Genomic DNA, 25070 nt, shown 5'->3' with positions numbered 1-25070 from the left:
ATAATGAAAACGCTGCTGATCATTGACTCCGGTCTCGGACAGGCTCGTGCCTATATGGCGAAGACTTTGCTGGGAGCGGCGGCGAACAAAACACATCTGGAGATTACCGATAACCCGGGCGAAGCCGAACTGGCGATTGTTCTGGGCGATAAGCTCCCGGCTGATAGCGCGCTGAACGGCAAAAAAGTGTGGCTGGGCGATATTAATCGCGCAGTTGCGCATCCGGAACTGTTCCTGAGCGAAGCGAAAGGCCATGCGTCTGTCTATAGCGTACCTGTTGCTGCGGCTCCGGCTGCGGCTTCCGGTCCGAAACGCGTTGTGGCGGTAACGGCTTGCCCAACAGGCGTAGCCCATACCTTTATGGCGGCTGAAGCGATTGAAACCGAAGCGAAAAAACGTGGCTGGTGGGTAAAAGTTGAAACGCGCGGTTCCGTGGGCGCGGGTAATGCTATCACCCCTGAAGAAGTGGCTGAGGCCGATCTGGTGATTGTGGCGGCAGACATCGAAGTGGATCTGGCGAAATTCGCCGGTAAGCCGATGTACCGCACCTCTACCGGCCTGGCGCTGAAAAAGACGGCTCAGGAGTTTGATAAAGCACTGGCAGAAGCGAAGCCTTACCAGGCAACCGGTAGCGCTCAGGCGGCGACCGAAGGTAAGAAAGAGTCTGCGGGGGCTTACCGCCACCTGCTGACCGGCGTCTCCTACATGCTGCCGATGGTGGTGGCAGGTGGTCTGTGTATCGCACTTTCCTTCGCATTTGGTATTACGGCGTTTAAAGAACAAGGGACTCTGGCGGCGGCGTTAATGCAGATTGGTGGTGGCTCCGCGTTCGCGCTGATGGTGCCCGTACTGGCAGGTTTTATTGCGTTCTCCATCGCTGACCGTCCTGGCCTGACGCCGGGTCTGATCGGCGGTATGCTGGCAGTGAGCACCGGTTCCGGCTTTATCGGCGGGATTATTGCGGGCTTCCTGGCAGGTTACGTCGCGAAGCTTATCAGCTCGAAGCTGAAACTGCCGCAAAGTATGGAAGCGCTGAAACCGATCCTGATCATCCCGCTGATTTCCAGCCTGGTGGTCGGTCTGGCGATGATTTACCTGATTGGTAAACCGGTTGCGGGTATCCTGGCGGGTCTGACCCACTGGCTGCAAACGATGGGCACGGCGAACGCGGTTCTGCTGGGTGCAATCCTCGGTGGCATGATGTGTACCGATATGGGCGGCCCGGTAAACAAAGCGGCATACGCTTTTGGTGTCGGCCTGTTGAGTACTCAGACCTATGCACCGATGGCGGCCATCATGGCGGCAGGTATGGTGCCACCGCTGGCACTGGGGCTGGCCACTATCGTTGCGCGTCGTAAGTTTGACAAAGCGCAGCAGGAAGGGGGTAAAGCGGCGCTGGTGCTGGGTCTGTGCTTCATCACCGAAGGGGCGATTCCGTTCGCAGCACGTGATCCAATGCGTGTACTGCCTTGCTGTATCGTGGGTGGTGCGGTGACTGGTGCTATCTCGATGGCGATTGGCGCGAAACTGATGGCTCCGCACGGTGGTCTGTTTGTTCTGCTGATCCCTGGCGCAATTACCCCGGTACTGGGTTACCTGATGGCGATTGTTGCCGGTACGCTGGTGGCAGGTCTGTCTTACGCGGTGCTGAAGCGCCCGGAAGCAGAAGCGGTTGCTGCTAAAGCGGCTTAAAAGAAATGAATGTCGGGTAGCGGTGTCGCTTTACCCGACCGACAAAAAAGCCGGGTGCTTATGCAACCCGGCTTTTTTTATGCCATTTGTTCTGTGATTTGCTGCGCTTTCAGCCAGGCGATTTCTTCTGCCCAGATATCCGGATTGATGGTTTCCAGCACCATTGGAATACCGTCAAAGCGGGCGTCCTGCATGATAAAGCGGAAAGCATCATGGCCAATATTGCCCTCACCCAGGCTGTGGTGACGGTCTACACGGCTGCCAAAATCACTCTTTGCGTCGTTTAAGTGCATACCGCGCAGGTATTTAAAACCGACAATGCGTTCAAACTCGGCGAAGGTTTTTTTCGTCTCGTCGCGGGTGCGCAGATCATAACCGGCGGCAAAGGCGTGGCAGGTATCAATACATACACCCACGCGGGATTTATCTTCCACGCCGTCGATGATGGCCGCCAGATGTTCGAACTTAAAGCCGAGGTTGCTGCCCTGACCGGCGGTATTTTCAATCACCGCCGTCACGCCTTTGGTTTTATCCAGGGTGATGTTGATGGACTCCGCAATACGAGCCAGACAAGCATCTTCGTCAATCTGCATCAGATGGCTGCCAGGATGGAAGTTCAGCAGCGTTAACCCCAGCTGTTCGCAGCGCTGGATTTCATCAAGAAAGGCTTCACGGGATTTCTCCAGAGCTTCTTCAACCGGATGACCGAGGTTAATCAGGTAGCTGTCGTGGGGAAGGATCTGGCCTGGTCCAAAATGGTATTTCTCACAGGCGGCTTTGAAATCATCAATCACTTCTGTGGTGAGCGGTGCCGCATGCCACTGGCGCTGATTTTTGGTGAACAGGGCGAAAGCGGTCGCCTCGATTTCGGCGGCGCGAATGGCGGCATTTGCAAGGCCACCTGCAGCGCTGACGTGCGCTCCAACATATTTCATAAAAGAACTCCTGTTAACCCTAAATGCTTATGATAGCGGGTTAACAGGAGAAGGATGTAGTGGTTTATGCCATCAGGCTGTGAACCGCGAGGTTAATCGCGCCACCGCCGACAATCAACCAGATGAAGAGTACCAGCGCCATCAGCAGCGGCTTCGCACCGGCTTTTTTCAGCGCGCTGACATGAGTGGTTACCCCCAGCGCCGCCATCGCCATCGCCAGCAATACGGTATCCAGCGTGACCAGCATATCGACTACGGATTTCGGCAGCAGGTGGAAAGAGTTAAAGACCGCGACCACGATAAACAGGATCGCAAACCAGGGGATCGTGATTTTGCTTTTCTGGTTACTTCCTGCCGGAGCAAGCTGTTTCACCCGCGCGGCCAGGATAATCAGGAACGGGGCCAGCATCATGACGCGAAGCATTTTGGCAATAACAGCCGCGTTTTCCGCCTCGGGGTTAATGGCGTGACCTGCCGCGACCACCTGCGCCACTTCATGCATGGTCGAACCAATATAGATGCCGTAGGTTTCCGGGCTAAACCAGTGAGCAACCAGCGGGTACATGGCCGGGTAGAGGAAAATCGCCAGCGTACCGAAGATCACCACAGTCGCGACGGCCACTGTCACTTTGCTGGATTCCGCCTTCACGACAGGTTCAGTTGCCAGCACCGCCGCAGCCCCGCAGATACTGCTACCTGCACCAATCAACCAGCTGGTTTGTTTGTCCAGCCCGAACACTTTCTGGCCGATAAAGCACGCCAGTAAGAAGGTACTGGTCAGCGTCAGCACGTCGATGGCTATTCCGCTGATGCCGACATCCGCAATCTGCGAAAAGGTAAGGCGGAAGCCGTAAAGAATAATGCCCAGGCGCAGCAGATGTTGCTTGGCGAAAATCACACCGCCATCGCAGGATTTCCAGATGTGTGGGTAAACGGTGTTGCCGACGACCATGCCGAGCAAAATGGCCAGCGTTAAGGCGCTAAACCCTGCGCCTGCGATGGCCGGAATGCTGCCGCCCCATAATGCCACGCCCGTGACGACGGCGCTAAGCGCCAGACCCGGCACGAAGTGCCACACTGTTCGGTGATTCTGTAGGGTGAGTTCTGTCATAACCTTCTCCTTTCTCTGGCTAAAAGGTTACGGTGCTCTGGTTTAAAAATAAAATTGATTATATATTTATAATCAATCTTTATAAGTGGTAAGCAACCATGCACATTACATTGCGTCAGCTGGAAGTTTTTGCCGAAGTGCTGAAAAGCGGGTCGACGACCCAGGCCTCACTGATGCTGGCTCTCTCTCAGTCTGCGGTCAGCGCCGCCCTGACCGATCTCGAAGGGCAGCTGGGCGTGCAGCTTTTCGACAGGGTAGGGAAGCGTCTGGTGGTCAATGAACACGGTCGCTTGCTTTATCCACGTGCGCTGGCGCTGCTGGAGCAGGCCACTGAAATAGAACAGCTGTTTCGCGAAGACAACGGCGCAATCCGCGTTTATGCCAGTAGCACAATCGGTAACTACATTCTGCCGGAAGTGATTGCCCGCTATCGTCGTGACTTCCCGACCTTGCCGCTGGAGATGAGCGTCGGCAATAGCCAGGATGTGATCAATGCGGTGATCGATTTTCGCGTGGACATTGGTCTCATCGAAGGGCCGTGCCATAACGTGGATATCATTGCTGAACCCTGGCTGGAAGATGAGCTGGTGGTCTTTGCTTCTCCGGCCTCTTCTTTACTGCAGGGGGAGGTGACGCTTGAGCGCCTTTCACAGGCGCAGTGGATCCTGCGTGAGCAAGGTTCCGGCACGCGTGAAATTGTCGATTATGTGTTGCTGTCACATCTGCCTCATTTCCAGCTGGGTATGGAGCTGGGTAACTCTGAGGCAATCAAGCATGCGGTGCGTCATGGCCTGGGGATCAGCTGTCTTTCCCGGCGGGTGATTGCTGAACAGCTTGAAGCCGGTACGCTGGTTGAAATTGCGGTTCCACTGCCAAAGCTGGTACGCACGCTGTGGTGCATCCATCATCGTCAGAAACACCTTTCCAGTTCGCTGCAGCGTTTTTTACGTTATTGCGAGATCTGAGCACTCGCACAAAAGGGGAGAGGGGAAAGACCGAATTCATACTTTGCTTATAATCCTGGCCGAGTCATGAAGCTCTCTTATAACAGAGTATTTCTGCCAGAATGAACGCGTATCGTCTGCTACAATCGCGCCTCATTTATTAGATGGACAGCATTTTCACATGGTTTCAGAAATTAAAACCACAGAAGCGCCCACGTTACGTCGCGCACTTAAAGCGCGCCACCTGACGATGATCGCCATCGGCGGTTCAATCGGTACAGGTCTTTTCGTTGCCTCCGGTGCAACGATTTCAGCAGCTGGCCCGGGCGGGGCTCTTTTCTCTTATATCCTGATTGGCCTGATGGTGTACTTCCTGATGACCAGTCTGGGCGAACTGGCAGCATACATGCCAGTGTCGGGGTCGTTTTCGACCTACGGTCAAAAATACGTTGAAGAAGGTTTCGGTTTCGCACTGGGCTGGAACTACTGGTACAACTGGGCGGTGACTATCGCTGTTGACCTGGTCGCCGCACAGCTGGTGATGACCTGGTGGTTCCCGGATACCCCAGGCTGGATCTGGAGTGCGCTGTTCCTGGTGGTGATCTTCTTGCTGAACTACATCTCCGTGCGTGGCTTTGGTGAAGCAGAGTACTGGTTCTCGCTGATCAAAGTGGCGACGGTCATCATCTTTATCGTCGTTGGTGTGGCGATGATCGTGGGTATTTTCAAAGGTGCAGAGCCTGCGGGCTGGAGCAACTGGACGATAGGTGATGCCCCGTTTGCGGGTGGGCTTTCGGCGATGATTGGCGTGGCGATGATTGTCGGCTTCTCCTTCCAGGGGACAGAGCTTATCGGCATCGCCGCAGGTGAATCTGAAGATCCAGAGAAAAACATTCCGCGCGCGGTGCGTCAGGTGTTCTGGCGTATCCTGCTGTTCTATGTGTTCGCTATTCTGATTATCAGCCTGATCATTCCTTATACCGATCCGAGCCTGCTGCGTAATGATGTGAAAGACATCAGCGTGAGTCCGTTTACGCTGGTCTTCCAGCACGCGGGTCTGCTCTCTGCGGCGGCGGTGATGAACGCCGTTATCCTGACTGCGGTGCTGTCTGCGGGTAACTCCGGTATGTACGCCTCAACCCGTATGCTCTACACCCTGGCGTGCGACGGTAAAGCGCCGCGCATCTTCGCGAAATTGTCCCGTGGCGGCGTACCGCGTAACGCGCTGTATGCTACCACTGTGATTGCGGGTCTGTGCTTCCTGACCTCGATGTTCGGCAACCAGACAGTTTATCTGTGGCTGCTGAACACGTCGGGCATGACGGGCTTCATCGCCTGGCTGGGGATTGCTATCAGCCATTACCGCTTCCGTCGCGGTTATGTGATGCAGGGTCATGACCTTAACAACCTGCCGTATCGTTCAGGCTTCTTCCCGCTGGGACCTATTTTCGCCTTCATTCTGTGCCTGATTATTACACTGGGGCAGAACTATGAAGCTTTCCTTGCGGACACCATTGACTGGGGTGCAGTAACGGCCACTTACATTGGTATTCCGCTGTTCCTGGTCATCTGGTTTGGCTACAAACTGACGAAAGGAACGCAATTCGTTCGCTACAGTGAAATGGAATTCCCGGAACGATTTAGAAAATAACCGCACTTCCTCTCTTTAGCCCGCTCATTTGAGCGGGCTTTTTTATCTCTGCAGTATGAAGAGCAGATATAATTTTTAACAATTTAATTGATAATAATTATCGTTTGCTTTATCGTTATCTAAAAATACGTTGTCCTCCGACCTGCCGAAGATGCGGGCGGACAGTAAGGCGCTGTGAGCAATCATTATTTGATTTAGTTGTATTTACCTCATGGAGATATGGAATGTTTAGGCTTAATCCCTTCGTCAGGGGAGGACTTTGTGCGTCCGCAATGTCCCTGGCACTGCCCGTCATTGCAGCGGAATCTGGTGACACTCTGGTTGTCACGGCATCCGCGACTGAGCAAAACCTGAAAGACGCACCGGCAAGCATCAGCGTCATTACCCAGGAAGACTTGCAGCGCAAACCCGTCCAGAACCTGAAAGATGTGTTACAGGACGTGCCAGGCGTACAGCTCACAAACGAAGGGGATAACCGTAAAGGGGTAAGTATTCGTGGTCTGGACAGCAGCTACACGCTGATCCTGGTTGACGGTAAACGCGTCAACTCCCGCAATGCGGTGTTCCGCCACAATGATTTTGACCTGAACTGGGTACCGGTCGATGCCATTGAGCGCATCGAAGTGGTACGTGGGCCGATGTCTTCACTCTACGGTTCTGATGCGCTGGGTGGCGTGGTGAACATTATCACCAAAAAAATTGGACAGAAGTGGACGGGAACCCTGAGCGCTGATTCCACCATTCAGGAACACCGCGATCGTGGTGACACATACAACGGCCAGTTCTATACCAGCGGCCCGCTGGTGGACGGCGTACTGGGGCTGAAAGCCTACGGTAGCCTCTCGAAGCGAGAAAAAGACGATCAGCAAAAATCTTCTACCACTGCCACAGGTGAAACGCCACGTATCGAGGGCTTCACCAGCCGTGATGCTAACGTCGAGTTCGCCTGGACACCAACGGAAGAGCATGATTTTACCGCGGGCTATGGTTTTGATCGTCAGGATCGTGACTCTGATTCCCTCGATAAAAACCGTCTTGAGCGCCAGAATTACTCTCTGAGCCACAATGGACGCTGGGGCGTGGGTAATAGCGAACTGAAAGTTTACGGCGAGAAGGTTGATAACAAAAACCCGGGTAACAGTAACCCGATTACCTCCGAGAGCAACTCGGTTGACGGGAAATATGTGCTGCCACTGGGTGAAATCAACCAGCTCCTGACCTTCGGCGGTGAGTGGCGTCATGACAAGCTGAAAGATCCGGTTAACCTGACGGGTGGCTCCAGCAGCAATACCTCTGCAAGCCAGTACGCGCTCTTCCTCGAAGACGAATGGCGTATCTTTGAGCCGCTGGCGCTGACGACCGGTATCCGTATGGATGACCACGAAACTTACGGCGATCACTGGAGTCCGCGCGCCTATCTGGTCTACAACGCGACCGATACCGTGACGGTAAAAGGGGGCTGGGCAACCGCGTTTAAAGCCCCGTCGCTGCTGCAGCTTAGCCCGGACTGGGTCACCGGTTCGTGCCGTGGAGCCTGTGAAATTGTCGGTAATCCGGATCTAAAACCGGAAACCAGTGAAAGCTTCGAACTTGGCCTGTATTACAGCGGGGAAGAGGGCTGGTTAGAGGGCGTGCAGGCCAGTATTACCACTTTCCAGAACGATGTAGATGACCGTATCAGCATCAGCCGTACGGCTAACGTGAACCAGGCACAGAGCTACCCGAACTATGTGGGCCTGAACGCTGACGGTGAACCTATTTTCCGTTATTACAACGTCAACAAGGCGCGTATTCGTGGCGTGGAGACAGAGCTGAAGTTCCCGGTGGCTGAAGACTGGAAAGTGACGCTGAACTACACCTACAACGATGGACGTGATATCAGCAACGGTGGCAATAAACCGCTGTCCGAACTGCCGTTCCATACCGCCAACGGTACCGTTGACTGGAAGGCGACCCAGGACTGGTCGTTCTACGTTCAGGGTAACTATACCGGTGAGAAACGTGCGCTTACTGCTGGCGCGGCAACGCCGGGTGGCTATGTGGTCTGGAATACCGGTGCCGCGTGGCAGGCAACGAAGAGCGTGAAGCTGCGCGCGGGCGTGCAAAACCTGCTGGATAAAGATCTGAGCCGCGACGACTACAGCTACACGGAAGATGGCCGCCGTTACTTTGTAGGTGTGGATTATAAGTTCTGATTTACTGACGTACCGTTTTTAATGTTTGTTCCCTCTCCCAGTGGGAGAGGGCCAGGGTAAGGGCATCAGACCGCACTTACCCGAACAAATGCTCCGCATGGAAGCGGAGATGATCCTCAATAAACGACGCAATAAAGTAATAGCTGTGGTCATGCCCCGGCTGAATACGCAGCGTTAGCGGCCAGTCTTTCTGGCGCGCGGCTTCAGCCAGTACCGCGGGTTGTAACTGCCCGGCGAGGAACTGATCTGCATCACCCTGATCGATAAGCGTCGGGATCGCATCTTCCGCCTGGCTTGCCAGCATCAGCACACTGCTATCCCATTCCTGCCATTTTTGGGCATCATTACCCAGATAATGGGTAAATGCTTTCTGCCCCCACGGTACCAGGGTTGGGGTCACAATCGGCGCAAAGGCCGACACGCTGGTGTATTTCCCCGGGTTTTTCAGCGCCATTATTAACGCTCCGTGTCCACCCATTGAATGCCCGCTAATGGCACTTCGGTCACTGACCTCAAATTCAGCCTGAATCAGTGCGGGTAGCTCGTCACGAATGTAATCATACATGCGGTAATGACTCGCCCACGGTTGTTCCGTGGCGTTCAGATAAAACCCTGCACCTTTGCCCAAATCGTATCCGGCATCGTCCGCGACATCATCCCCACGCGGGCTGGTGTCCGGCATCACCAGCGCGATACCCAGTTCGGCGGCAATACGCTGCGCACCCGCTTTGGTGGTGAAGTTTTCATCATTGCAGGTTAAACCTGACAGCCAGAACAGCACCGGAGGCTTCACGTCGCCATTTGTCGGTGGCAGGAAAATGCTGAACGTCATGGCACAGTTCAGTACGGCGGAGTCGTGCCGCCAGCGCTGCTGTCGACCTTCAAAACAACGATGCTCTTCGAGCAGTTCCATGCAGGGCTCCTTAATGCGAATTGCTATTCATAAAATCCATAATACAGAGTTTTCATCGACCTGTGAGTAACTTTCACTTCCGCCTGGCGGTCAGATACTGCATCATGATTTTACTTATTTTTAACAATTGGGGCGGTCATGGCGCTGCGTATTGCATTCAGCGGATTTGTGGTTCTGGTGGTGGCAATGGGAATAGGGCGCTTTGCCTTTACGCCCCAGGTACCGCTGATGATGACCGCCGGACAACTCACGCTCACCAGTGCGGGTCTGGTGGCGGCGATGAACTATCTGGGGTATCTGGTAGGCGCATGGGATGCGATGCGCGCCCACCGCTTCGTTGAAACACGCCTCTGGCTGGGGATTTTTGGTGCCGTTGCGCTCACGCTGCTTTCTGCCGCAGCAGATAATGCGATCGTTCACGGTCTGCTGCGCTTTGCTATTGGCTGCATGAGCGGTTGGTCAATGGTGTTGATTGCCGCGTGGACCAACGAACGTCTGGGGCAACTGGGGAAACCGGGTCTCAGCGCCGCGGTGTTTGCCGGACCGGGAGCGGGTATCGCCCTGAGCGGGTTGCTTGCCGTCTGTATTCAGGCGAAGTCGCTGTCAGCCGGGGCAGCATGGCAGATTTATGGCGTGCTGGCGCTGGTGCTCGTCGCACTGGTGGCGCGGTATCTGCCTCGAGCGGGTCAGCTTCATCGGCCTGGAACCGCGCCGGAACCTCTCGTTCTGACGACGAATTTAAAACGTCTGGTCTGGAGCTATAGCCTGGCCGGGTTTGGTTATATCCTGCCGGCGACCTTTTTATCACAAATGGCAGCCGTGCGGTTCCCCGGCAGCCTGTTTGCCCAGTTTGTCTGGCCGATATTCGGTGTTGCATCCGTTGTGGGTATCGCACTCAGTATCGTTTTGCGCCACACTTCAACGTCCAACCGCAGGCTGGCTATCGTGCTGTGGCTGCAGGGAACCGGTGTGCTGGCAGCCTGGCTGTTGCCTGGAATTGGTGGCCTGCTGATTGGTGGGCTGCTGGTGGGGGGCGGTTTTTTGTGCGCCGTACAGCTCTCTTTACTGTATGGTCGGGAACTTGCACCGAATCATACCCGTTATATGGCAGGCCTTCTGACCACTGGCTATGCGATTGGGCAACTGATTGGCCCGATGACCTCGGCGCTGTCGACCTGGCTCACGCATCAGCTGGAGCCAGCGTTAGGGTTGGCTGGTCTGGCATTGTTCGTCGGCGGTGCGTTAGTGTGGAACCGTCAGGCTGAAAGGCAACAACAATTGCAATAATTATCGTCGTGAATACTGGATTATGTGCGTCGCCTCACGCACAATGAACGCACACTTTTGCCACTACGAGGGCGAAAGACGCCACACCTGCAGGAGAAAAGAATGTCATCACTCAGTAAAGAAGCTGCCCTGGTCCATGAAGCGTTGGTTGCGCGCGGCCTTGAAACGCCACTGCGTCCGCCAGTTCATGCAATGGATAATGAAACACGTAAGCGTCTGATTTCCGGGCACATGACCGAGATCATGCAACTGCTGAACCTCGATCTGAGCGACGACAGTCTGATGGAGACGCCGAACCGTATTGCCAAAATGTACGTCGACGAAATTTTCTCCGGTCTTGATTACGCCAACTTCCCGAAAATCACCGTCATCGAAAATAAGATGAAGGTTGATGAGATGGTAACGGTACGCGATATCACACTCACCAGCACCTGTGAGCATCACTTCGTGACCATCGATGGCAAAGCGACGGTGGCTTATATTCCAAAAGATATGGTGATTGGTCTGTCCAAGATCAACCGCATTGTGCAGTTCTTCGCGCAGCGCCCTCAGGTGCAGGAGCGTCTGACGCAGCAGATCCTGACCGCGCTGCAAACGCTGCTGGGCACCAATAACGTGGCGGTATCCATCGACGCGGTTCACTACTGCGTGAAAGCGCGCGGCGTCCGTGATGCCACCAGTGCAACCACCACGACATCGCTGGGCGGTCTGTTTAAATCCAGCCAGAACACCCGCCAGGAGTTCCTGCGCGCCGTGCGTCACCACAACTAATCAGACAGGGCAGGGTACATGGAGCGAAACGTCACGCTCGATTTTGTTCGCGGCGTCGCCATTCTCGGTATCCTGCTGCTTAACATCTGCGCCTTTGGCTTGCCAAAGGCCGCCTATCTCAACCCAGCCTGGTATGGTGAGATTACCCGTAGCGATGCCTGGACATGGGCGATCCTCGATCTCCTCGCGCAGGTGAAATTCCTTACGTTATTTGCACTGCTGTTTGGCGCGGGTCTGCAGCTTCTGCTCAGGCGCGGTACGCGCTGGATCCAGTCACGTCTGACGCTGCTGGTGATCTTCGGATTCATTCACGGTTTACTCTTCTGGGATGGCGATATTCTGCTGGCCTATGGTCTGGTGGGGCTGATCTGCTGGCGGCTTATCCGCGATGCACACAGTGTGAAAAGCCTGTTTAACACCGGTGTGATGCTCTATGTCATGGGCGTTGGTGTACTGGTATTGCTGGGGATGATTTCCGGTGAGGCGACGAACCGCTCATGGATACCGGATGCCGCCAACCTCCAGTATGAGCAGTACTGGAAGCTTAAAGGCGGTACTGAAGCCATCAGCAACCGGGCGGATATGCTCGGGGACAACCTTCTTGCGCTGGGCGCACAATACGGCTGGCAGCTGGCGGGAATGATGCTGATGGGGGCGTCGCTGATGCGTACCGGCTGGCTGAAAGGTGAATTCAGTCTTCGCCACTACCGTCTGGTAGGGGCGGGGCTGTTACTGCTCGGCATACTGATCAATCTTCCGGCGGTTATGCTGCAGTGGCATTTGCACTGGAACTACCGCTGGTGCGCTTTCCTGCTTCAGGCTCCCCGGGAACTGAGCGCACCATTCCAGACCATTGGCTACGCGGCGCTGATTTATGGCTTCTGGCCGCAGATCTGCCGCCTGTGGCTGGTGAGCGCCATCGCCTGCGTTGGCCGTATGGCATTAAGCAATTACATTCTGCAGACGCTGATTTGCACCACGCTTTTCTATCAATTTGGCCTGTTTATGAAATTCGACCGGTTTACGCTGTTGGCGTTTGTTATTCCTGTCTGGGTTGTTAACGTGGCATTTTCTGTTATCTGGCTGCGCTATTTTCGCCAGGGTCCACTGGAGTGGGGGTGGCGGCAATTAACCTCACATGCTTCGGGTGTATCATTGACTAATACATCCAGATAACGATCTGGATCACAATCATTAACAAAACGGATGTAAGCGTTTTCATTCGTGTGAGCTTCTTCACGTAGTCCCCTTTCTCTCGCTGCCAAAATAGCCTCCTTGCTAAACACAGGGGGTGTCTGTGAGTTGCTGCAATCCTTTGAAGGATGGTGAATATGATCACCATTCGTGACGTCGCCCGTCAGGCGGGTGTTTCTGTTGCTACCGTCTCCCGTGTGCTGAACAACAGCGCACTGGTCAGCCCTGAAACCCGTGAAACCGTAATGAAAGCTGTCACCCAACTGGGATACCGGCCTAATGCCAATGCGCAGGCGCTTGCGACTCAGGTCAGTGACACCATTGGCGTAGTAGTGATGGATGTCTCGGATGCATTTTTCGGTGCGTTGGTCAAAGCGGTGGATGTTGTCGCCCAGCAGCACCAGAAATATGTGCTGATCGGCAACAGTTACCATGAGGCTGAAAAAGAACGTCATGCTATCGAAGTGCTGATCCGCCAGCGTTGTAATGCCTTGATTGTCCACTCAAAAGCACTGAGCGATGAAGAGCTTGCCGGGTTTATGGAGCAGATCCCGGGTATGGTGCTGATCAACCGAATTGTGCCTGGCTACGCCCACCGCTGCGTCGGGCTGGATAACGTCAGCGGTGCAATGATGGCGACGCGAATGCTCATCAACAATGGTCATCAGCGCATCGGTTTCCTTGCTTCCAGCCACCATATTGAAGATGACGAGATGCGCCGCGAAGGGTGGCAAAACGCGCTGAAAGAGCACGGCATTGTGCCGCCGGAAAGCTGGGTGGGAACCGGAACACCGGACATGCAGGGCGGTGAGGCCGCGATGGTGGAGTTACTGGGCCGCAATCTGCAACTTTCAGCGGTCTTTGCCTATAACGACAGCATGGCGGCGGGAGCACTTACTGCACTGAAAGATAACGGTATTGCTGTGCCACAGCATTTGTCGTTGATTGGCTTTGATGATATCCCGATTGCCCGTTACACCGACCCACAGCTGACGACGGTGCGTTACCCGATTGCATCCATGGCAAAACTGGCGACTGAGCTGGCGTTACAGGGGGCTGCAGGGCTGCTGGATCCGGGGGCAACGCACTGTTTCATGCCGACTTTAGTGCGTCGCCATTCCGTATCTATTCGGCAAATTGTGGTTCCGATCACTAACTGATTACTTGGCTTGATGTAACCGTTTTCAATCTGTGAGTAAATTCACAGTATCTTAACAAGGTGCTGACTATGATGTCAGCGTTTTAGGGACTGAAACGCTATGTAACGGTGATTAATCACTTTCATCATAGCCAACGTGCCGCAAACAACCAATAAAACGCATTTCTGGAGCGTTACCGAACACGGAAGATAGAAATTTTATAAGTGAACTTCGGCTGTCAGTAACGTTTTATTAACATCTGCCCGCCGACCGTTATTCACAAGAACTACCCTGCATAAAAAAACCGGAGATACCATGAATAAGAAGGTGTTGACTCTGTCTGCTGTTATGGCAAGTATGCTTTTTGGTGCAGCAGCGCACGCTGCGGATACCCGTATTGGCGTGACTATCTATAAATACGACGACAACTTCATGTCTGTTGTGCGTAAAGCTATCGAGAAAGACGCTAAAGCAGCGCCAGACGTTCAGCTGCTGATGAATGACTCCCAGAACGACCAGTCCAAACAGAACGACCAGATTGACGTTCTGCTGGCAAAAGGCGTGAAAGCGCTGGCCATCAACCTGGTTGACCCGGCTGCAGCAGGCACAGTTATTGAGAAAGCGCGTGGCCAGAACGTGCCAATCGTCTTCTTCAACAAAGAACCTTCTCGTAAAGCGCTGGATAGCTACGACAAAGCGTACTATGTGGGTACCGACTCCAAAGAGTCCGGTATTATCCAGGGCGATCTGATTGCTAAACACTGGGCGGCTAACCCGAACTGGGACCTGAACAAAGATGGTCAGGTTCAGTTCGTTCTGCTGAAAGGCGAACCAGGCCACCCGGATGCTGAAGCACGTACCACTTACGTTATCAAAGAGCTGAACGACAAAGGTCTGAAAACCCAGCAACTGGCGTTAGATACCGCAATGTGGGATACCGCTCAGGCGAAAGATAAGATGGACGCATGGCTGTCTGGCCCGAACGCTAACAAAATCGAAGTGGTTATCGCCAACAACGATGCGATGGCAATGGGTGCAGTAGAAGCGCTGAAAGCACACAACAAATCTTCCATTCCTGTGTTCGGTGTGGATGCTCTGCCAGAAGCGCTGGCTCTGGTTAAGTCTGGCGCAATGGCCGGTACCGTGCTGAACGATGCCAACAACCAGGCGAAAGCGACCTTCGATCTGGCGAAAAACCTGGCCGACGGTAAAGGTGCAGCTGATGGCACCAACTGGAAAATCGACAACAAAATCGTTCGCGTACCTTACGTGGGCGTAGACCAGTCCAACCTGGCTGAGTTCATCGGCAAATAAGTTAGTCGTCATGTCTTCACTGGGCGCAATTCGTTGCGCCCTTTTATAACGCGATATGCGAGGCCAACAAGGTATAATTATGGTCAGCACAACTACTCAGTCGTCCGGTGAATACTTGTTGGAAATGACCGGTGTCAACAAGTCTTTTCCCGGTGTTAAGGCACTCGATAATGTTAATTTAAAAGTCCGTCCCCACTCTATTCATGCATTAATGGGTGAAAACGGTGCGGGTAAATCAACATTATTAAAATGTCTTTTTGGGATCTATCAAAAAGATTCTGGCAGCATTCTTTTTCAGGGGAAAGAGATCGATTTCCATTCAGCTAAAGAAGCACTGGAAAACGGTATCTCAATGGTTCACCAGGAATTGAACCTGGTACTGCAACGCTCGGTTATGGATAATATGTGGCTGGGGCGTTACCCAACCAAAGGTGTCTTTGTCGATCAAGATAAAATGTATCGTGACACCAAAGCAATTTTCGATGAACTGGATATTGATATCGATCCACGCGCTCGCGTCGGGACATTATCAGTTTCCCAGATGCAGATGATCGAAATTGCGAAAGCGTTCTCCTATGATGCGAAAATTGTCATCATGGACGAACCGACATCGTCATTAACGGAAAAAGAGGTTAACCACCTTTTTACCATTATTCGCAAACTGAAAGAACGCGGCTGCGGCATTGTATATATCTCCCATAAGATGGAAGAGATCTTCCAGCTGTGTGATGAAATTACCATCCTGCGTGACGGTCAGTGGATTGCCACTCAGCCTCTGGAAGGGCTGGACATGGACAAGATCATTGCCATGATGGTTGGCCGTTCGCTGAATCAGCGTTTCCCGGATCGTGAAAACAAACCGGGTGAGGTGATCCTTGAGGTGCGTAACCTGACCTCGCTGCGTCAGCCATCGATTCGCGACGTCTCCTTCGACTTGCACAAAGGCGAAATTCTGGGGATTGCGGGGCTGGTGGGTGCCAAACGTACCGATATCGTGGAAACCCTGTTTGGTATTCGTGAGAAAGCCGAGGGGACCATTACACTGCACGGTAAGAAAATTAATAACCACAATGCCAACGAAGCCATTAACCACGGTTTTGCGCTGGTGACGGAAGAGCGACGCTCTACCGGTATTTATGCCTATCTCGATATTAACTTTAACTCGTTAATTTCGAATATTCGTAACTACAAAAACAAAATCGGCCTGCTGGATAATTCTCGTATGAAAAGCGATACCCAATGGGTGATCGACTCCATGCGCGTGAAAACGCCTGGCCACCGTACACAAATTGGTTCGCTCTCGGGGGGAAACCAGCAAAAAGTCATTATCGGTCGCTGGTTATTAACTCAGCCTGAAATTCTGATGCTGGATGAACCAACCCGTGGTATTGATGTGGGTGCAAAATTTGAAATTTATCAGCTGATTGCTGAGCTGGCGAAAAAGAATAAAGGGATCATTATTATTTCTTCCGAAATGCCGGAATTGTTAGGGATCACAGATCGTATTCTGGTTATGAGCAATGGTCTCGTTGCCGGTATTGTTGACACCAAAACGACAACGCAAAACGAAATTCTGCGTCTTGCGTCTTTGCACCTTTAAGATCAGGGGCTCCTCATGAGTGCGTTAAATAAAAAAAGTTTTCTCACTTATCTGAAAGAAGGCGGTATTTACGTTGTTCTTTTAGTGTTACTGGCCATCATTATTTTCCAGGATCCTACGTTCTTAAGTCTGCTGAACCTGAGTAACATTCTGACCCAATCTTCCGTGCGTATTATCATCGCACTGGGCGTAGCGGGTCTTATCGTCACCCAGGGTACTGACCTTTCGGCGGGGCGTCAGGTGGGGCTGGCGGCGGTTATCGCGGCAACGATGTTGCAGTCGATGGAAAATGCCAACAAAGTGTTCCCGGAAATGGCGACCATGCCGATTTTCGTGGTGATCCTGATTGTCTGCGTCATCGGTGCGGTAATTGGTCTGATTAACGGCATCATCATTGCTTACCTGAACGTGACGCCATTTATCACCACGTTGGGTACGATGATCATCGTTTACGGTATCAACTCCCTGTACTACGACTTCGTCGGTGCGTCCCCAATCTCGGGGTTTGACAGTGGCTTCTCGACCTTCACGCAAGGGTTTATCGCGCTGGGCAGTTTCCGCCTGTCGTACATCACCTTCTATGCGTTGATTGCAGTGTCCTTCGTCTGGATCCTGTGGAACAAAACTCGCTTCGGTAAAAATATCTTCGCTATCGGTGGTAACCCGGAAGCGGCAAAAGTGTCTGGCGTTAACGTTGCGCTGAACCTGCTGATGATTTATGCCCTGTCCGGCGTGTTCTATGCCTTCGGTGGGATGCTGGAAGCCGGTCGTATCGGTTCTGCAACCAACAACCTTGGTTTTATGTACGAACTGGATGCGATTGCTGCGTGTGTGGTAGGTGGTGTTTCCTTCAGCGGCGGTGTTGGTACCGTGCTTGGCGTGGTAACCGGTGTCATCATCTTCACCGTTATCAACTACGGTCTGACCTACATCGGTGTGAACCCGTACTGGCAGTACATCATCAAAGGCGCAATCATCATCTTCGCGGTTGCCCTGGATTCACTGAAATACGCGCGTAAGAAATAATGGCTTCATGCCTGACCAGGCCCGCTCATTGAGCGGGCTTTTTTGTTTTTCACGTCAGCGCGGATTCTTGTTCGGTGACGATACTTTCAAACCAGTCCAGCTCTGAGAGCTTGCAGGCAACCCACTGTTGGGAAAAGGCTTCGCCAAGGCTGTCGGTGAGATATTGGTTGCGGGAAAATACCTCAATGGCCTGCTGCTGGAACAGCGGCAATACAGGTTCATCCTGTTGCGGTTCAGGTAAATCATCCTCATCGAAATTTTCCAGACCATACAACATGCCCGTGAGGATTGTGGCGACCACCAGATACGGGTTGGCATCCGCACCCGCCAGACGATACTCAATACGACGGTTGTTCTCATCCGAGCAGGGAATACGCAGCGCGGCGGAGCGGGTGTTATAGCCCCAGGAGTTAAATAGTGGCTCATTGAGGTTTTTACGCAGGCGGCGGAAAGCGTTAACACCCGGCGCCAGAATGGCGACGGACGCGGGCATCAGTGCCAGCTGGCCCGCGATACACAGGCGCATCATGCTATTGAGCTCATCCACCGGTGAGGCGAACATGTTTTCGCCGTGAATATTATTCAGGCTGAAATGGAAATGCAGACCGCTGCCGGACTGAAGGCTGAAGGGTTTGGCCATAAAGCTGGCCTGGAGCCCGTGTTTCTCTGCAACGTATCGGGTTAAGCGCCGCAGAGCCAGTACGTTATCGCATACCTCAATAACCCGATGGCTGTGCTTCAGGTTCAACTCGTACTGACCGGGTTCGGCTTCTGCCACGATCCCGGTCAGTGGAATGTGCTGGTGTTGCGCCAGCTGCTCCAGTTCGTCAAACAATGCCGCGTGCGCCGTTGACGTATCCATATGAAAGCAACCCTGATTCTGCGGATCCTGAGAATCTGACCCCGTCAGATAGAACTCAATCTCTGGTGCAATCACCGGGAAAAGCCCATGCTGGTGGAAGCGAGCAAGGACGTTTTGCAATATCACGCGTGGCTCAAGCGGACAGGATTTTCCATCGCTGTCATTCATGGTCAACAGGATCTGCGCGTTATGCTCAGGAGCCTGGGGCGAAGGGCACAGGGAACCGGGAACGGGTACGCAAAGCCGGTCTGGCTCATCATGAAGTGATGCGGCAATCTTTCCTTTTTGATCCATCGAGTAGACCGAAAGGGGAAAATAGCAGCCTTTCTCAAGATTCAGCATGCTTTCCACTGAGAGCCGTTTGCCACGCATAATGCCATTGATGTCGTTCAGGTAAACGTCAATGTGTTTAGTCTGCGGATAACGTGCCAGATAATCCGTCACTTCCGCTGACAAATTCTGTTTCATGGCTGCAATTTTCTCATCGAGATACAGGCCTGAATTGAGGGCGGTCGGGAGCGATAATCCCGGGAAGTTAAAATACGGGCGGATATTTTTCAGGAAAAAAGCATTCATTATTGAGTTCATAGTCATTCTTCAATGAAGCCGTAGCGGCAATGAACTCAGCTTAAAAGGGCGAGAGTAAAGGGCGGATAAAAAGAGTGATGCCCGACGTAAAGAAAGTATAAAAGCGGGGCTATTTTTTCTCTTTTTTCTGCATATCCAGCAGTTGTTCAGGCGTCACTGCCGGGTAACCCTGCGCATCTTCTGGCACTTCATGCATCGCCGGAATTGGCACCAGTGGGCCTAAAAAGCGCGGTTCTCGTTTGAAGATGTACAGGTCAGCCAGCGCACCAAAACGGGCACCGAACTCGCGTACGCGCACGCTCAGCATGTCTTTTGGCGATGGCACCGCGTAGCACTGGGCCTGAATACCCATATGCAACGCAATAAACAATGCCCGTTCGCAGTGGAAGCGCTGGGTAATGATGATGAAATCGTTGGTGTCGAACACTTTACGGGTACGCACGATGGAGTCCAGGGTGCGGAATCCGGCGTAGTCGAGCACGATATCGGCCGGGTCGACCCCTGCGGCAATCAAATCCTTACGCATCGTCACCGGTTCGTTATAGCTTTGCAGCGCGTTATCGCCGCTCAACAGCAGGTAATTCACCTTGCCGCTATTATAGGCGTTTAGCGCCCCCTGAATACGATAACGGTAATACTGATTGATGACGCCGGTACGGTAATATTTGGCGGTACCGAGTACCACACCAACCTGACGATAGGGGAGATCCTGCAGGTCATCAAAGATGTAGGGCGCTGTTTTCCAGCTTATCCAGCGGTCGAGGCCAAGCACAGTCAACAGCAGTATGCCGAGCAGGACAGACAGGCTGTAAAAAACGCGCTTTAACATGCAGATGGCTCGTACCAAAGGTGAAATTTAACTCAGGCTACTTTACCCGCATGGTTAGCGCAAGAAACAGCGAATCAACTGAGGGGTTTTTCATCACACTGGCGGGCATTCCTGCCCGCCGGAAGGATTACGCAAGCAGCACGCGTTCAATCGATGAACAGCCCAGCGCTTTCAGCGTGGCGGCGGTAGCATCCCACTGAATCAGCGGTGCATCGGCAATTTCTGCCAGAATAGCGCGCTGAATATCCGGGTAGTCATAACCGTTCAGGTTCAGCAGATTCAGTGCGCCCTGCAGCGGTGGCAGCGTTGGGTTAAATGCGGCATTTTCCGCATAGCTGCCGCTGAAGATACGGCCATCACGGCACTGTAGCGCTACGCCACTAGGTGATTTGCTGTACGGGGTGTGGCTCTTGTTGGCGGCGGTGATAGCGGCCTGGCTCAGGTCATCGCCGGACAGGGCGAAGCCGTGATCCTGCTCATCCATCAGCAGCGTTTTGATATCCAGATCTTTCGGGCCGAAAGCGTCAGGCAGGTAATCACCCAGCGTGTGTGGTGCACGACCTGGCAGGTTGATGCGCAATTGCAGTCCGCTGTTCAGCTCGTTCATAAACTGACGACAGTGGCCACAAGGGGTGTAGTTAACGGTAATGGCGCTTAGCGCTTTTTCGCCGCGCAGCCAGGCGTGGCTGATGGCGCTTTGTTCCGCGTGGACAGTTTGCTGCATCGTCGCACCCAGGAACTCCATGTTACCGCCAAAGTACCAGGTTCCGCTTACACCGCGTGCAATCGCCCCTACATTGAAGTGGGAGAGGTCAGCGCGTGCGCAGGCGGCGGCCAGCGGCAGCAGTGCGAAAGCCAGCGCGTCTTCGTCCAGTCCTGTTGCCTGTTGAAGCAGAGTGACCTGCTCAGCCGTCAGCAGGGCGGGGAAATGCTCATCCGCCAGAACCGGGGCCAGGGCTGATTGCAAATTCTCTGCAAGCTGGGCGAAAGCAGCTTGAAAACGTGGATGCATGGCGTTTGCCTCATAAAGGTTAATGGATCGGTAGTGTACGGAGCCATTACGGCTTTATATGTGATCCACTTCTCATTACTTATGCAACTTATGAAAACAAAATGAAATTTGCGCGACGTATCGCAAATTTTAGCCCACAACTGCCAGAATGATCGGGAACAGGAACGGCGCGATCAGAGAGGTCATGATCCCACAGATGACCAGTGCCAGCGAGCTGAATGCCCCTTCCTGATAATCCAGCTCAGCGCAACGTGCGGTACCCAGGGCGTGTGAAGCCGTCCCCATCGCCAGACCACGCGCGGCTTTGGTATGAATGCGCATAGCATTCAACAGGGTATGGCCAAATACCGCACCAAGAATACCCACGAAAATTACGCATACGGCGCTGATGGCCGGTATACCGCCGATGCTGCCGCCCACCGCCATCGCGATTGGCGTGGTGACGGATTTTGGCAGAATAGAGGCAGCAATCTGCGGAGAGGCTCCCATCAACAGTGCGACCGACGTTCCGGTAATCATCGCCACCAGACTCCCCACAAAACAGATAGTAATGATGGACTTCCAGCGGGCACGGATCTGGTGCAACTGTTCATATAAAGGAAAGGCGAGCGCCACAACGGCAGGCTGCAGCAGATCGTTTAAAATCTTGCTCCCGGCAAAGTAGCGTTCGTAAGGAATGCCGGTGAGAAGCAGGAAAGGAATGATCACCACCATCGCCACCAGCAGAGGGTTGAGCAATGGCATTCTGAAACGTACGGCAAGTTTACGCGCGGCGAAGAACACCACCAGGGTTAACGGCAGCGACCACCAGATATTCTCCATCATTGCTTTGTTCCTTTTTGCCCAATCACTTTACGTTCGCCATGCACCAGATGCGAACTCCAGCTCACCACCAGGAAAACCACCAGCGTACTGACCGCGCAGGAGACGACAATGGGGCCGAACTGTGCTTTGAGCAAATCGTAATATTGCATGACCCCGACGCCGATGGGGACAAACAGTAGCGCCATGTAGCGAATGAGAACGAAGCAGCCAGGGTTGACCCACTTTGCAGGCAAAACCTGCAGTGCCAGCAGCACAAACAGGATCAGCATACCGATAATGCTGCCGGGAATGGTGATAGGTAACAGGGACGCGATGAAAATCCCGGCGTACAGACAGGCGTAAATCAGGACGAATGCGCGCAGGTATTGCCAGATAGTATTCAATGATTTGCTCATGGTGAAAGTCCTTGATGAAACGCATTCATCATACAATTAAACCCTGAAATGTGCTACGGATCACATCATGAATTTTGAGCATACCAGACATTCCTGAATGGAACGTCTGACATTGCCACAAATGGACAGTCTTAAGTTTAAATGCAACTATAGCGCGTCTTTTTTTACAGGTACTGATATGCGTGTTTTACTGGCCCCAATGGAAGGCGTGCTCGACTCCCTCGTGCGCGAGCTTCTGACCGAGGTGAATGATTACGATCTCTGCGTGACGGAATTTTTACGCGTGGTCGATATGTTATTGCCGGTAAAATCTTTTCACAGGCTCTGCCCGGAGCTGCACAACCAGAGCCGAACAACATCCGGCACGCTGGTGCGCATTCAGTTGCTGGGCCAGTATCCGCAATGGCTGGCGGAAAATGCCGCCCGTGCGGTGGATCTTGGTTCTTACGGGGTCGATCTCAACTGCGGCTGCCCGTCGAAACTGGTCAACGGCAGCGGCGGTGGGGCAACATTGCTGAAAGATCCTGAGCTGATTTATCGCGGTGCAAAAGCCATGCGTGAAGCTGTACCGTCGCATTTACCGGTGACGGTGAAGGTGCGACTGGGCTGGGACAGCGATGCGCGACAGTTTGAAATAGCCGATGCGGTACAACAGGCGGGTGCAACAGAGTTAGTCGTGCATGGCCGTACCAAAGAGGATGGTTATAAGGCCGATCGCATCAACTGGCAGGCGATTGGCGAGATCCGCAAACGACTCTCTATTCCCGTGATTGCGAATGGCGAAATCTGGGATTACGAGAGCGCACAGGCCTGTCTGAAAGAGACTGGCTGCGATGCGGTAATGATTGGCCGTGGGGCGTTGAATGTGCCGAATCTCAGCCGGATGGTGAAATATAACGAACCGCGCATGCCGTGGGCTGAGGTGGTGACGCTACTGCAAAAATACAGCCGTCTGGAAAAGCAGGGGGATACCGGCTTGTATCATGTTGCACGTATTAAGCAGTGGCTCAGTTATTTGCGCAAAGAGTACAGCGAAGCGTTAGGATTATTCCAGGAGATCCGTACGTTACAGACTTCCGCGGATATTGCGCGGGTGATTCAGTCAAAGTGATACGTGATCGTTCATCCAGGTCGATTCTTTTTGAAGATTTATAATTTTGGTGAATAATGCTAACTAATTAATTTTTAATATGAATATTTTTCTGATTGTTTAAATGTATAACAATTTGCAGATTGCCACGCGTTACTAAAAAAACGAACAGTATCAAGCGTAATTTGCGCCTTTATTTTTGAGTGAATGGCGTAATGAAACGTTCCTTTATTTTATCTCTGAGTGCTCCCCTCGTCTTTATTCTGGCCGCCTGTGCGCCAGAACATTCCACAGTATCGCCTGTTAAAACACAAACCACAGTGGCTTCGGTAAATACGCATTTACGTCGTACTGACTGGCCGAAAAATGAATGGTGGAAAGACTATAACGACCCCGAGCTTAATTCGCTGATTGCGAAAGCATTGAATGATGCGCCAGATATGCAAATTGCCCGGCAGCGCATCACGCTGGCAGAAGCTCAGGCAAAAGCCACGATGGCTGCCGACGGCCCACACATTGATTTTTCGGCTGATGCTGAACGCCAGAAAATGTCGGCTGAGGGGTTAATGGGGCCATTTGCCATCACCGACCCGGCTGCTGGCACCACCGGGCCGTGGTACACCAACGGGACATTTGGCCTGACTGCTGGCTGGGATCTTGATCTGTGGGGCAAAAACCGTGCGCAGGTTGAAGCCCGTATTGGCAAGGTGAATGCGCAAAATGCAGAGATGGAACAAACGCGTCAACTGCTTGCCAGCAGCGTCGCGCGGCTGTACTGGGAGTGGCAAACTCAGGCCGCCGTGGGAGATGTCCTCGCAGATATCAAACAAGAGCAGGAGAATATTATTGGTGCCGACCGCGAGCTCTACCAGCACGGGATAAACTCCTCCGTGGAAGGGGTCGAAACGGACATTAACGCCAGCAAAACCGAGGAACAGCTGGCGGAAGTAAAGGGAAAAATGAAAGCCGTTGAGGCGCGTCTGGAAGCGTTAACCAACAGCACCTCAATGACGCTCACCCGCCATGCATTACCTGCACCAGAGGCTGCGCTGCCGACGATGCTGGGTTATGAACTGCTGGCGCGTCGACCCGATCTCCAGGCCGCTCACTGGTATATCGAAGCGTCCATGAGCGAGGTGGATGCTGCCAGAGCGGCTTTCTATCCCGATGTGAATCTGATGGCGTTCTTACAACAGGATGCCCTGCATCTGAGCGATCTGTTCCGCTCTTCGGCTCAGCAAATGGGCGTGACAGCCGGACTGACGTTGCCGATTTTTGACAGCGGCAGGCTGAACGCGAACCTGGATATTGCCCAGGCGCAGAATAATCTCTCCATCGCGAACTACAACAAAGCGGTGGTAGATGCCGTCAACCAGGTGGCGCGAACTGCCAGTGAAGTTGAAACCCTGACGGCGAAAAACCAGCACCAGCAGCAGGTCGAAAAAGATGCTGCGCGTGTTGTGGCGCTGGCACAGGCACGCTTTAGCGCCGGTATCATTGCCGGCTCCCGCGTCAGTGAAGCAAAAATCCCGGCGTTCAGGGAACACATCGCTGGGTTGATGCTGCAAGGGCAATATGTGGACGCCACGCTGCAACTGACGTCGGCACTGGGCGGTGGCTACCATCACGGCTAAAGCGCCCATGATCTGTACTTACCTGCTGGTTGATTGTCAGGAGGTGAGTACGACCCGAATAGT

21 protein-coding genes are annotated in these 25070 nt (G+C 53.3%); 13 read left to right on the top strand and 8 right to left on the bottom strand.

Annotation, left to right across the window (positions count from 1 at the left end; genetic code table 11):
* Positions 1 to 3 precede the first annotated feature (3 nt).
* Positions 4 to 1692: a PTS fructose transporter subunit IIBC gene (gene fruA, locus ACJ9N4_RS03905; protein ID WP_182918683.1), complete on the top strand. Its 1689-nt coding sequence runs from the start codon at positions 4 to 6 to the stop codon at positions 1690 to 1692.
* A 77-nt stretch (positions 1693 to 1769) separates the two neighbouring features.
* Here the strand turns inward: fruA and nfo are convergent, their stop codons facing one another.
* Together nfo and ACJ9N4_RS03895 are read right to left on the bottom strand one after the other, a co-directional pair.
* A complete protein-coding gene (gene nfo / locus ACJ9N4_RS03900; RefSeq protein WP_182272067.1) occupies positions 1770 to 2627 on the bottom strand; it encodes a deoxyribonuclease IV in 858 nt (285 codons plus the stop codon).
* Positions 2628 to 2691: 64 nt separating this feature from the next.
* Complete coding sequence (locus ACJ9N4_RS03895) at positions 2692 to 3738, bottom strand: YeiH family protein (protein ID WP_182272066.1); 1047 nt, start codon at positions 3736 to 3738, stop codon at positions 2692 to 2694.
* Positions 3739 to 3836: 98 nt separating this feature from the next.
* On the opposite strand from ACJ9N4_RS03895, the gene yieE reads away from it, so the two are divergent.
* From yieE to cirA, 3 genes are all read left to right on the top strand, one after another.
* Complete coding sequence (yieE, locus tag ACJ9N4_RS03890; protein ID WP_182272065.1) at positions 3837 to 4703, top strand: DNA-binding transcriptional regulator YeiE; 867 nt, start codon at positions 3837 to 3839, stop codon at positions 4701 to 4703.
* Between the two features lie 160 nt (positions 4704 to 4863).
* On the top strand, positions 4864 to 6333 hold the full coding sequence (locus ACJ9N4_RS03885; RefSeq protein WP_182272064.1) for an amino acid permease: 1470 nt from the start codon (positions 4864 to 4866) through the stop codon (positions 6331 to 6333).
* Positions 6334 to 6557: 224 nt separating this feature from the next.
* A complete protein-coding gene (cirA, locus tag ACJ9N4_RS03880; RefSeq protein WP_182272063.1) occupies positions 6558 to 8528 on the top strand; it encodes a catecholate siderophore receptor CirA in 1971 nt (656 codons plus the stop codon).
* A gap of 76 nt (positions 8529 to 8604) precedes the next feature.
* On the opposite strand, the gene fghA is transcribed toward cirA, so the two are convergent.
* Complete coding sequence (gene fghA, locus ACJ9N4_RS03875) at positions 8605 to 9441, bottom strand: S-formylglutathione hydrolase (protein ID WP_182272061.1); 837 nt, start codon at positions 9439 to 9441, stop codon at positions 8605 to 8607.
* A 138-nt stretch (positions 9442 to 9579) separates the two neighbouring features.
* On the opposite strand from fghA, the gene ACJ9N4_RS03870 reads away from it, so the two are divergent.
* From ACJ9N4_RS03870 to mglC, 7 genes are all read left to right on the top strand, one after another.
* Positions 9580 to 10728, top strand: a complete 1149-nt coding sequence (locus tag ACJ9N4_RS03870) for a YbfB/YjiJ family MFS transporter (RefSeq protein ID WP_182272060.1) — start codon at positions 9580 to 9582, stop codon at positions 10726 to 10728.
* A 102-nt stretch (positions 10729 to 10830) separates the two neighbouring features.
* Positions 10831 to 11499 (top strand): GTP cyclohydrolase I FolE, encoded by a 669-nt coding sequence (folE, locus tag ACJ9N4_RS03865; RefSeq protein ID WP_182272059.1) that lies wholly within the window; start codon positions 10831 to 10833, stop codon positions 11497 to 11499.
* Between the two features lie 18 nt (positions 11500 to 11517).
* On the top strand, positions 11518 to 12675 hold the full coding sequence (gene yeiB / locus ACJ9N4_RS03860; RefSeq protein WP_182918681.1) for a DUF418 domain-containing protein YeiB: 1158 nt from the start codon (positions 11518 to 11520) through the stop codon (positions 12673 to 12675).
* Between the two features lie 155 nt (positions 12676 to 12830).
* Complete coding sequence (galS, locus tag ACJ9N4_RS03855) at positions 12831 to 13853, top strand: HTH-type transcriptional regulator GalS (RefSeq protein ID WP_182272057.1); 1023 nt, start codon at positions 12831 to 12833, stop codon at positions 13851 to 13853.
* Between the two features lie 294 nt (positions 13854 to 14147).
* Positions 14148 to 15146, top strand: a complete 999-nt coding sequence (gene mglB / locus ACJ9N4_RS03850) for a galactose/glucose ABC transporter substrate-binding protein MglB (RefSeq protein ID WP_182272056.1) — start codon at positions 14148 to 14150, stop codon at positions 15144 to 15146.
* Positions 15147 to 15225: 79 nt separating this feature from the next.
* Positions 15226 to 16746: a galactose/methyl galactoside ABC transporter ATP-binding protein MglA gene (gene mglA / locus ACJ9N4_RS03845; RefSeq protein ID WP_182272055.1), complete on the top strand. Its 1521-nt coding sequence runs from the start codon at positions 15226 to 15228 to the stop codon at positions 16744 to 16746.
* 15 nt (positions 16747 to 16761) lie between these two features.
* Positions 16762 to 17772 carry a galactose/methyl galactoside ABC transporter permease MglC gene (gene mglC / locus ACJ9N4_RS03840; protein WP_182272054.1) on the top strand — a complete coding sequence of 337 codons (1011 nt, stop codon included), beginning with the start codon at positions 16762 to 16764 and terminating at the stop codon, positions 17770 to 17772.
* A gap of 49 nt (positions 17773 to 17821) precedes the next feature.
* On the opposite strand, the gene ACJ9N4_RS03835 is transcribed toward mglC, so the two are convergent.
* The 5 genes from ACJ9N4_RS03835 to ACJ9N4_RS03815 all read right to left on the bottom strand — a co-directional run bounded on the left by ACJ9N4_RS03835 (position 17822) and on the right by ACJ9N4_RS03815 (position 22283).
* Positions 17822 to 19210, bottom strand: coding sequence for a glutamine synthetase family protein (locus tag ACJ9N4_RS03835; RefSeq protein WP_182274546.1), 1389 nt, complete (start codon positions 19208 to 19210; stop codon positions 17822 to 17824).
* 121 nt (positions 19211 to 19331) lie between these two features.
* The gene (gene sanA / locus ACJ9N4_RS03830; RefSeq protein WP_196390241.1) at positions 19332 to 20051 is read right to left on the bottom strand and encodes an outer membrane permeability protein SanA; all 720 of its coding nucleotides are present in this window, start codon (positions 20049 to 20051) and stop codon (positions 19332 to 19334) included.
* A gap of 127 nt (positions 20052 to 20178) precedes the next feature.
* Entirely contained in the window at positions 20179 to 21063 is an 885-nt protein-coding gene (gene cdd / locus ACJ9N4_RS03825) for a cytidine deaminase (protein ID WP_182918679.1), read from the bottom strand.
* 129 nt (positions 21064 to 21192) lie between these two features.
* Complete coding sequence (locus tag ACJ9N4_RS03820) at positions 21193 to 21888, bottom strand: CidB/LrgB family autolysis modulator (RefSeq protein WP_182272051.1); 696 nt, start codon at positions 21886 to 21888, stop codon at positions 21193 to 21195.
* On the bottom strand, positions 21885 to 22283 hold the full coding sequence (locus ACJ9N4_RS03815) for a CidA/LrgA family protein (RefSeq protein ID WP_182272050.1): 399 nt from the start codon (positions 22281 to 22283) through the stop codon (positions 21885 to 21887). The genes ACJ9N4_RS03820 and ACJ9N4_RS03815 overlap by 4 nt, the downstream gene beginning before the upstream one ends.
* A 178-nt stretch (positions 22284 to 22461) precedes the next feature.
* On the opposite strand from ACJ9N4_RS03815, the gene dusC reads away from it, so the two are divergent.
* Both dusC and mdtQ read left to right on the top strand, forming a co-directional pair.
* A complete protein-coding gene (dusC, locus tag ACJ9N4_RS03810; RefSeq protein WP_182272049.1) occupies positions 22462 to 23394 on the top strand; it encodes a tRNA dihydrouridine(16) synthase DusC in 933 nt (310 codons plus the stop codon).
* A gap of 194 nt (positions 23395 to 23588) precedes the next feature.
* Entirely contained in the window at positions 23589 to 25007 is a 1419-nt protein-coding gene (gene mdtQ / locus ACJ9N4_RS03805) for a multidrug resistance outer membrane protein MdtQ (protein WP_182272045.1), read from the top strand.
* Positions 25008 to 25070: the final 63 nt, after the last annotated feature.

Origin of the sequence: Enterobacter sp. LM3, from assembly GCF_046622475.1 — a bacterium.
GTDB lineage: Bacteria > Pseudomonadota > Gammaproteobacteria > Enterobacterales > Enterobacteriaceae > Enterobacter > Enterobacter cloacae_P.
Note: the sequence above shows the minus strand (reverse complement) of the source record. Positions and strands in the feature narration are given on the sequence as shown.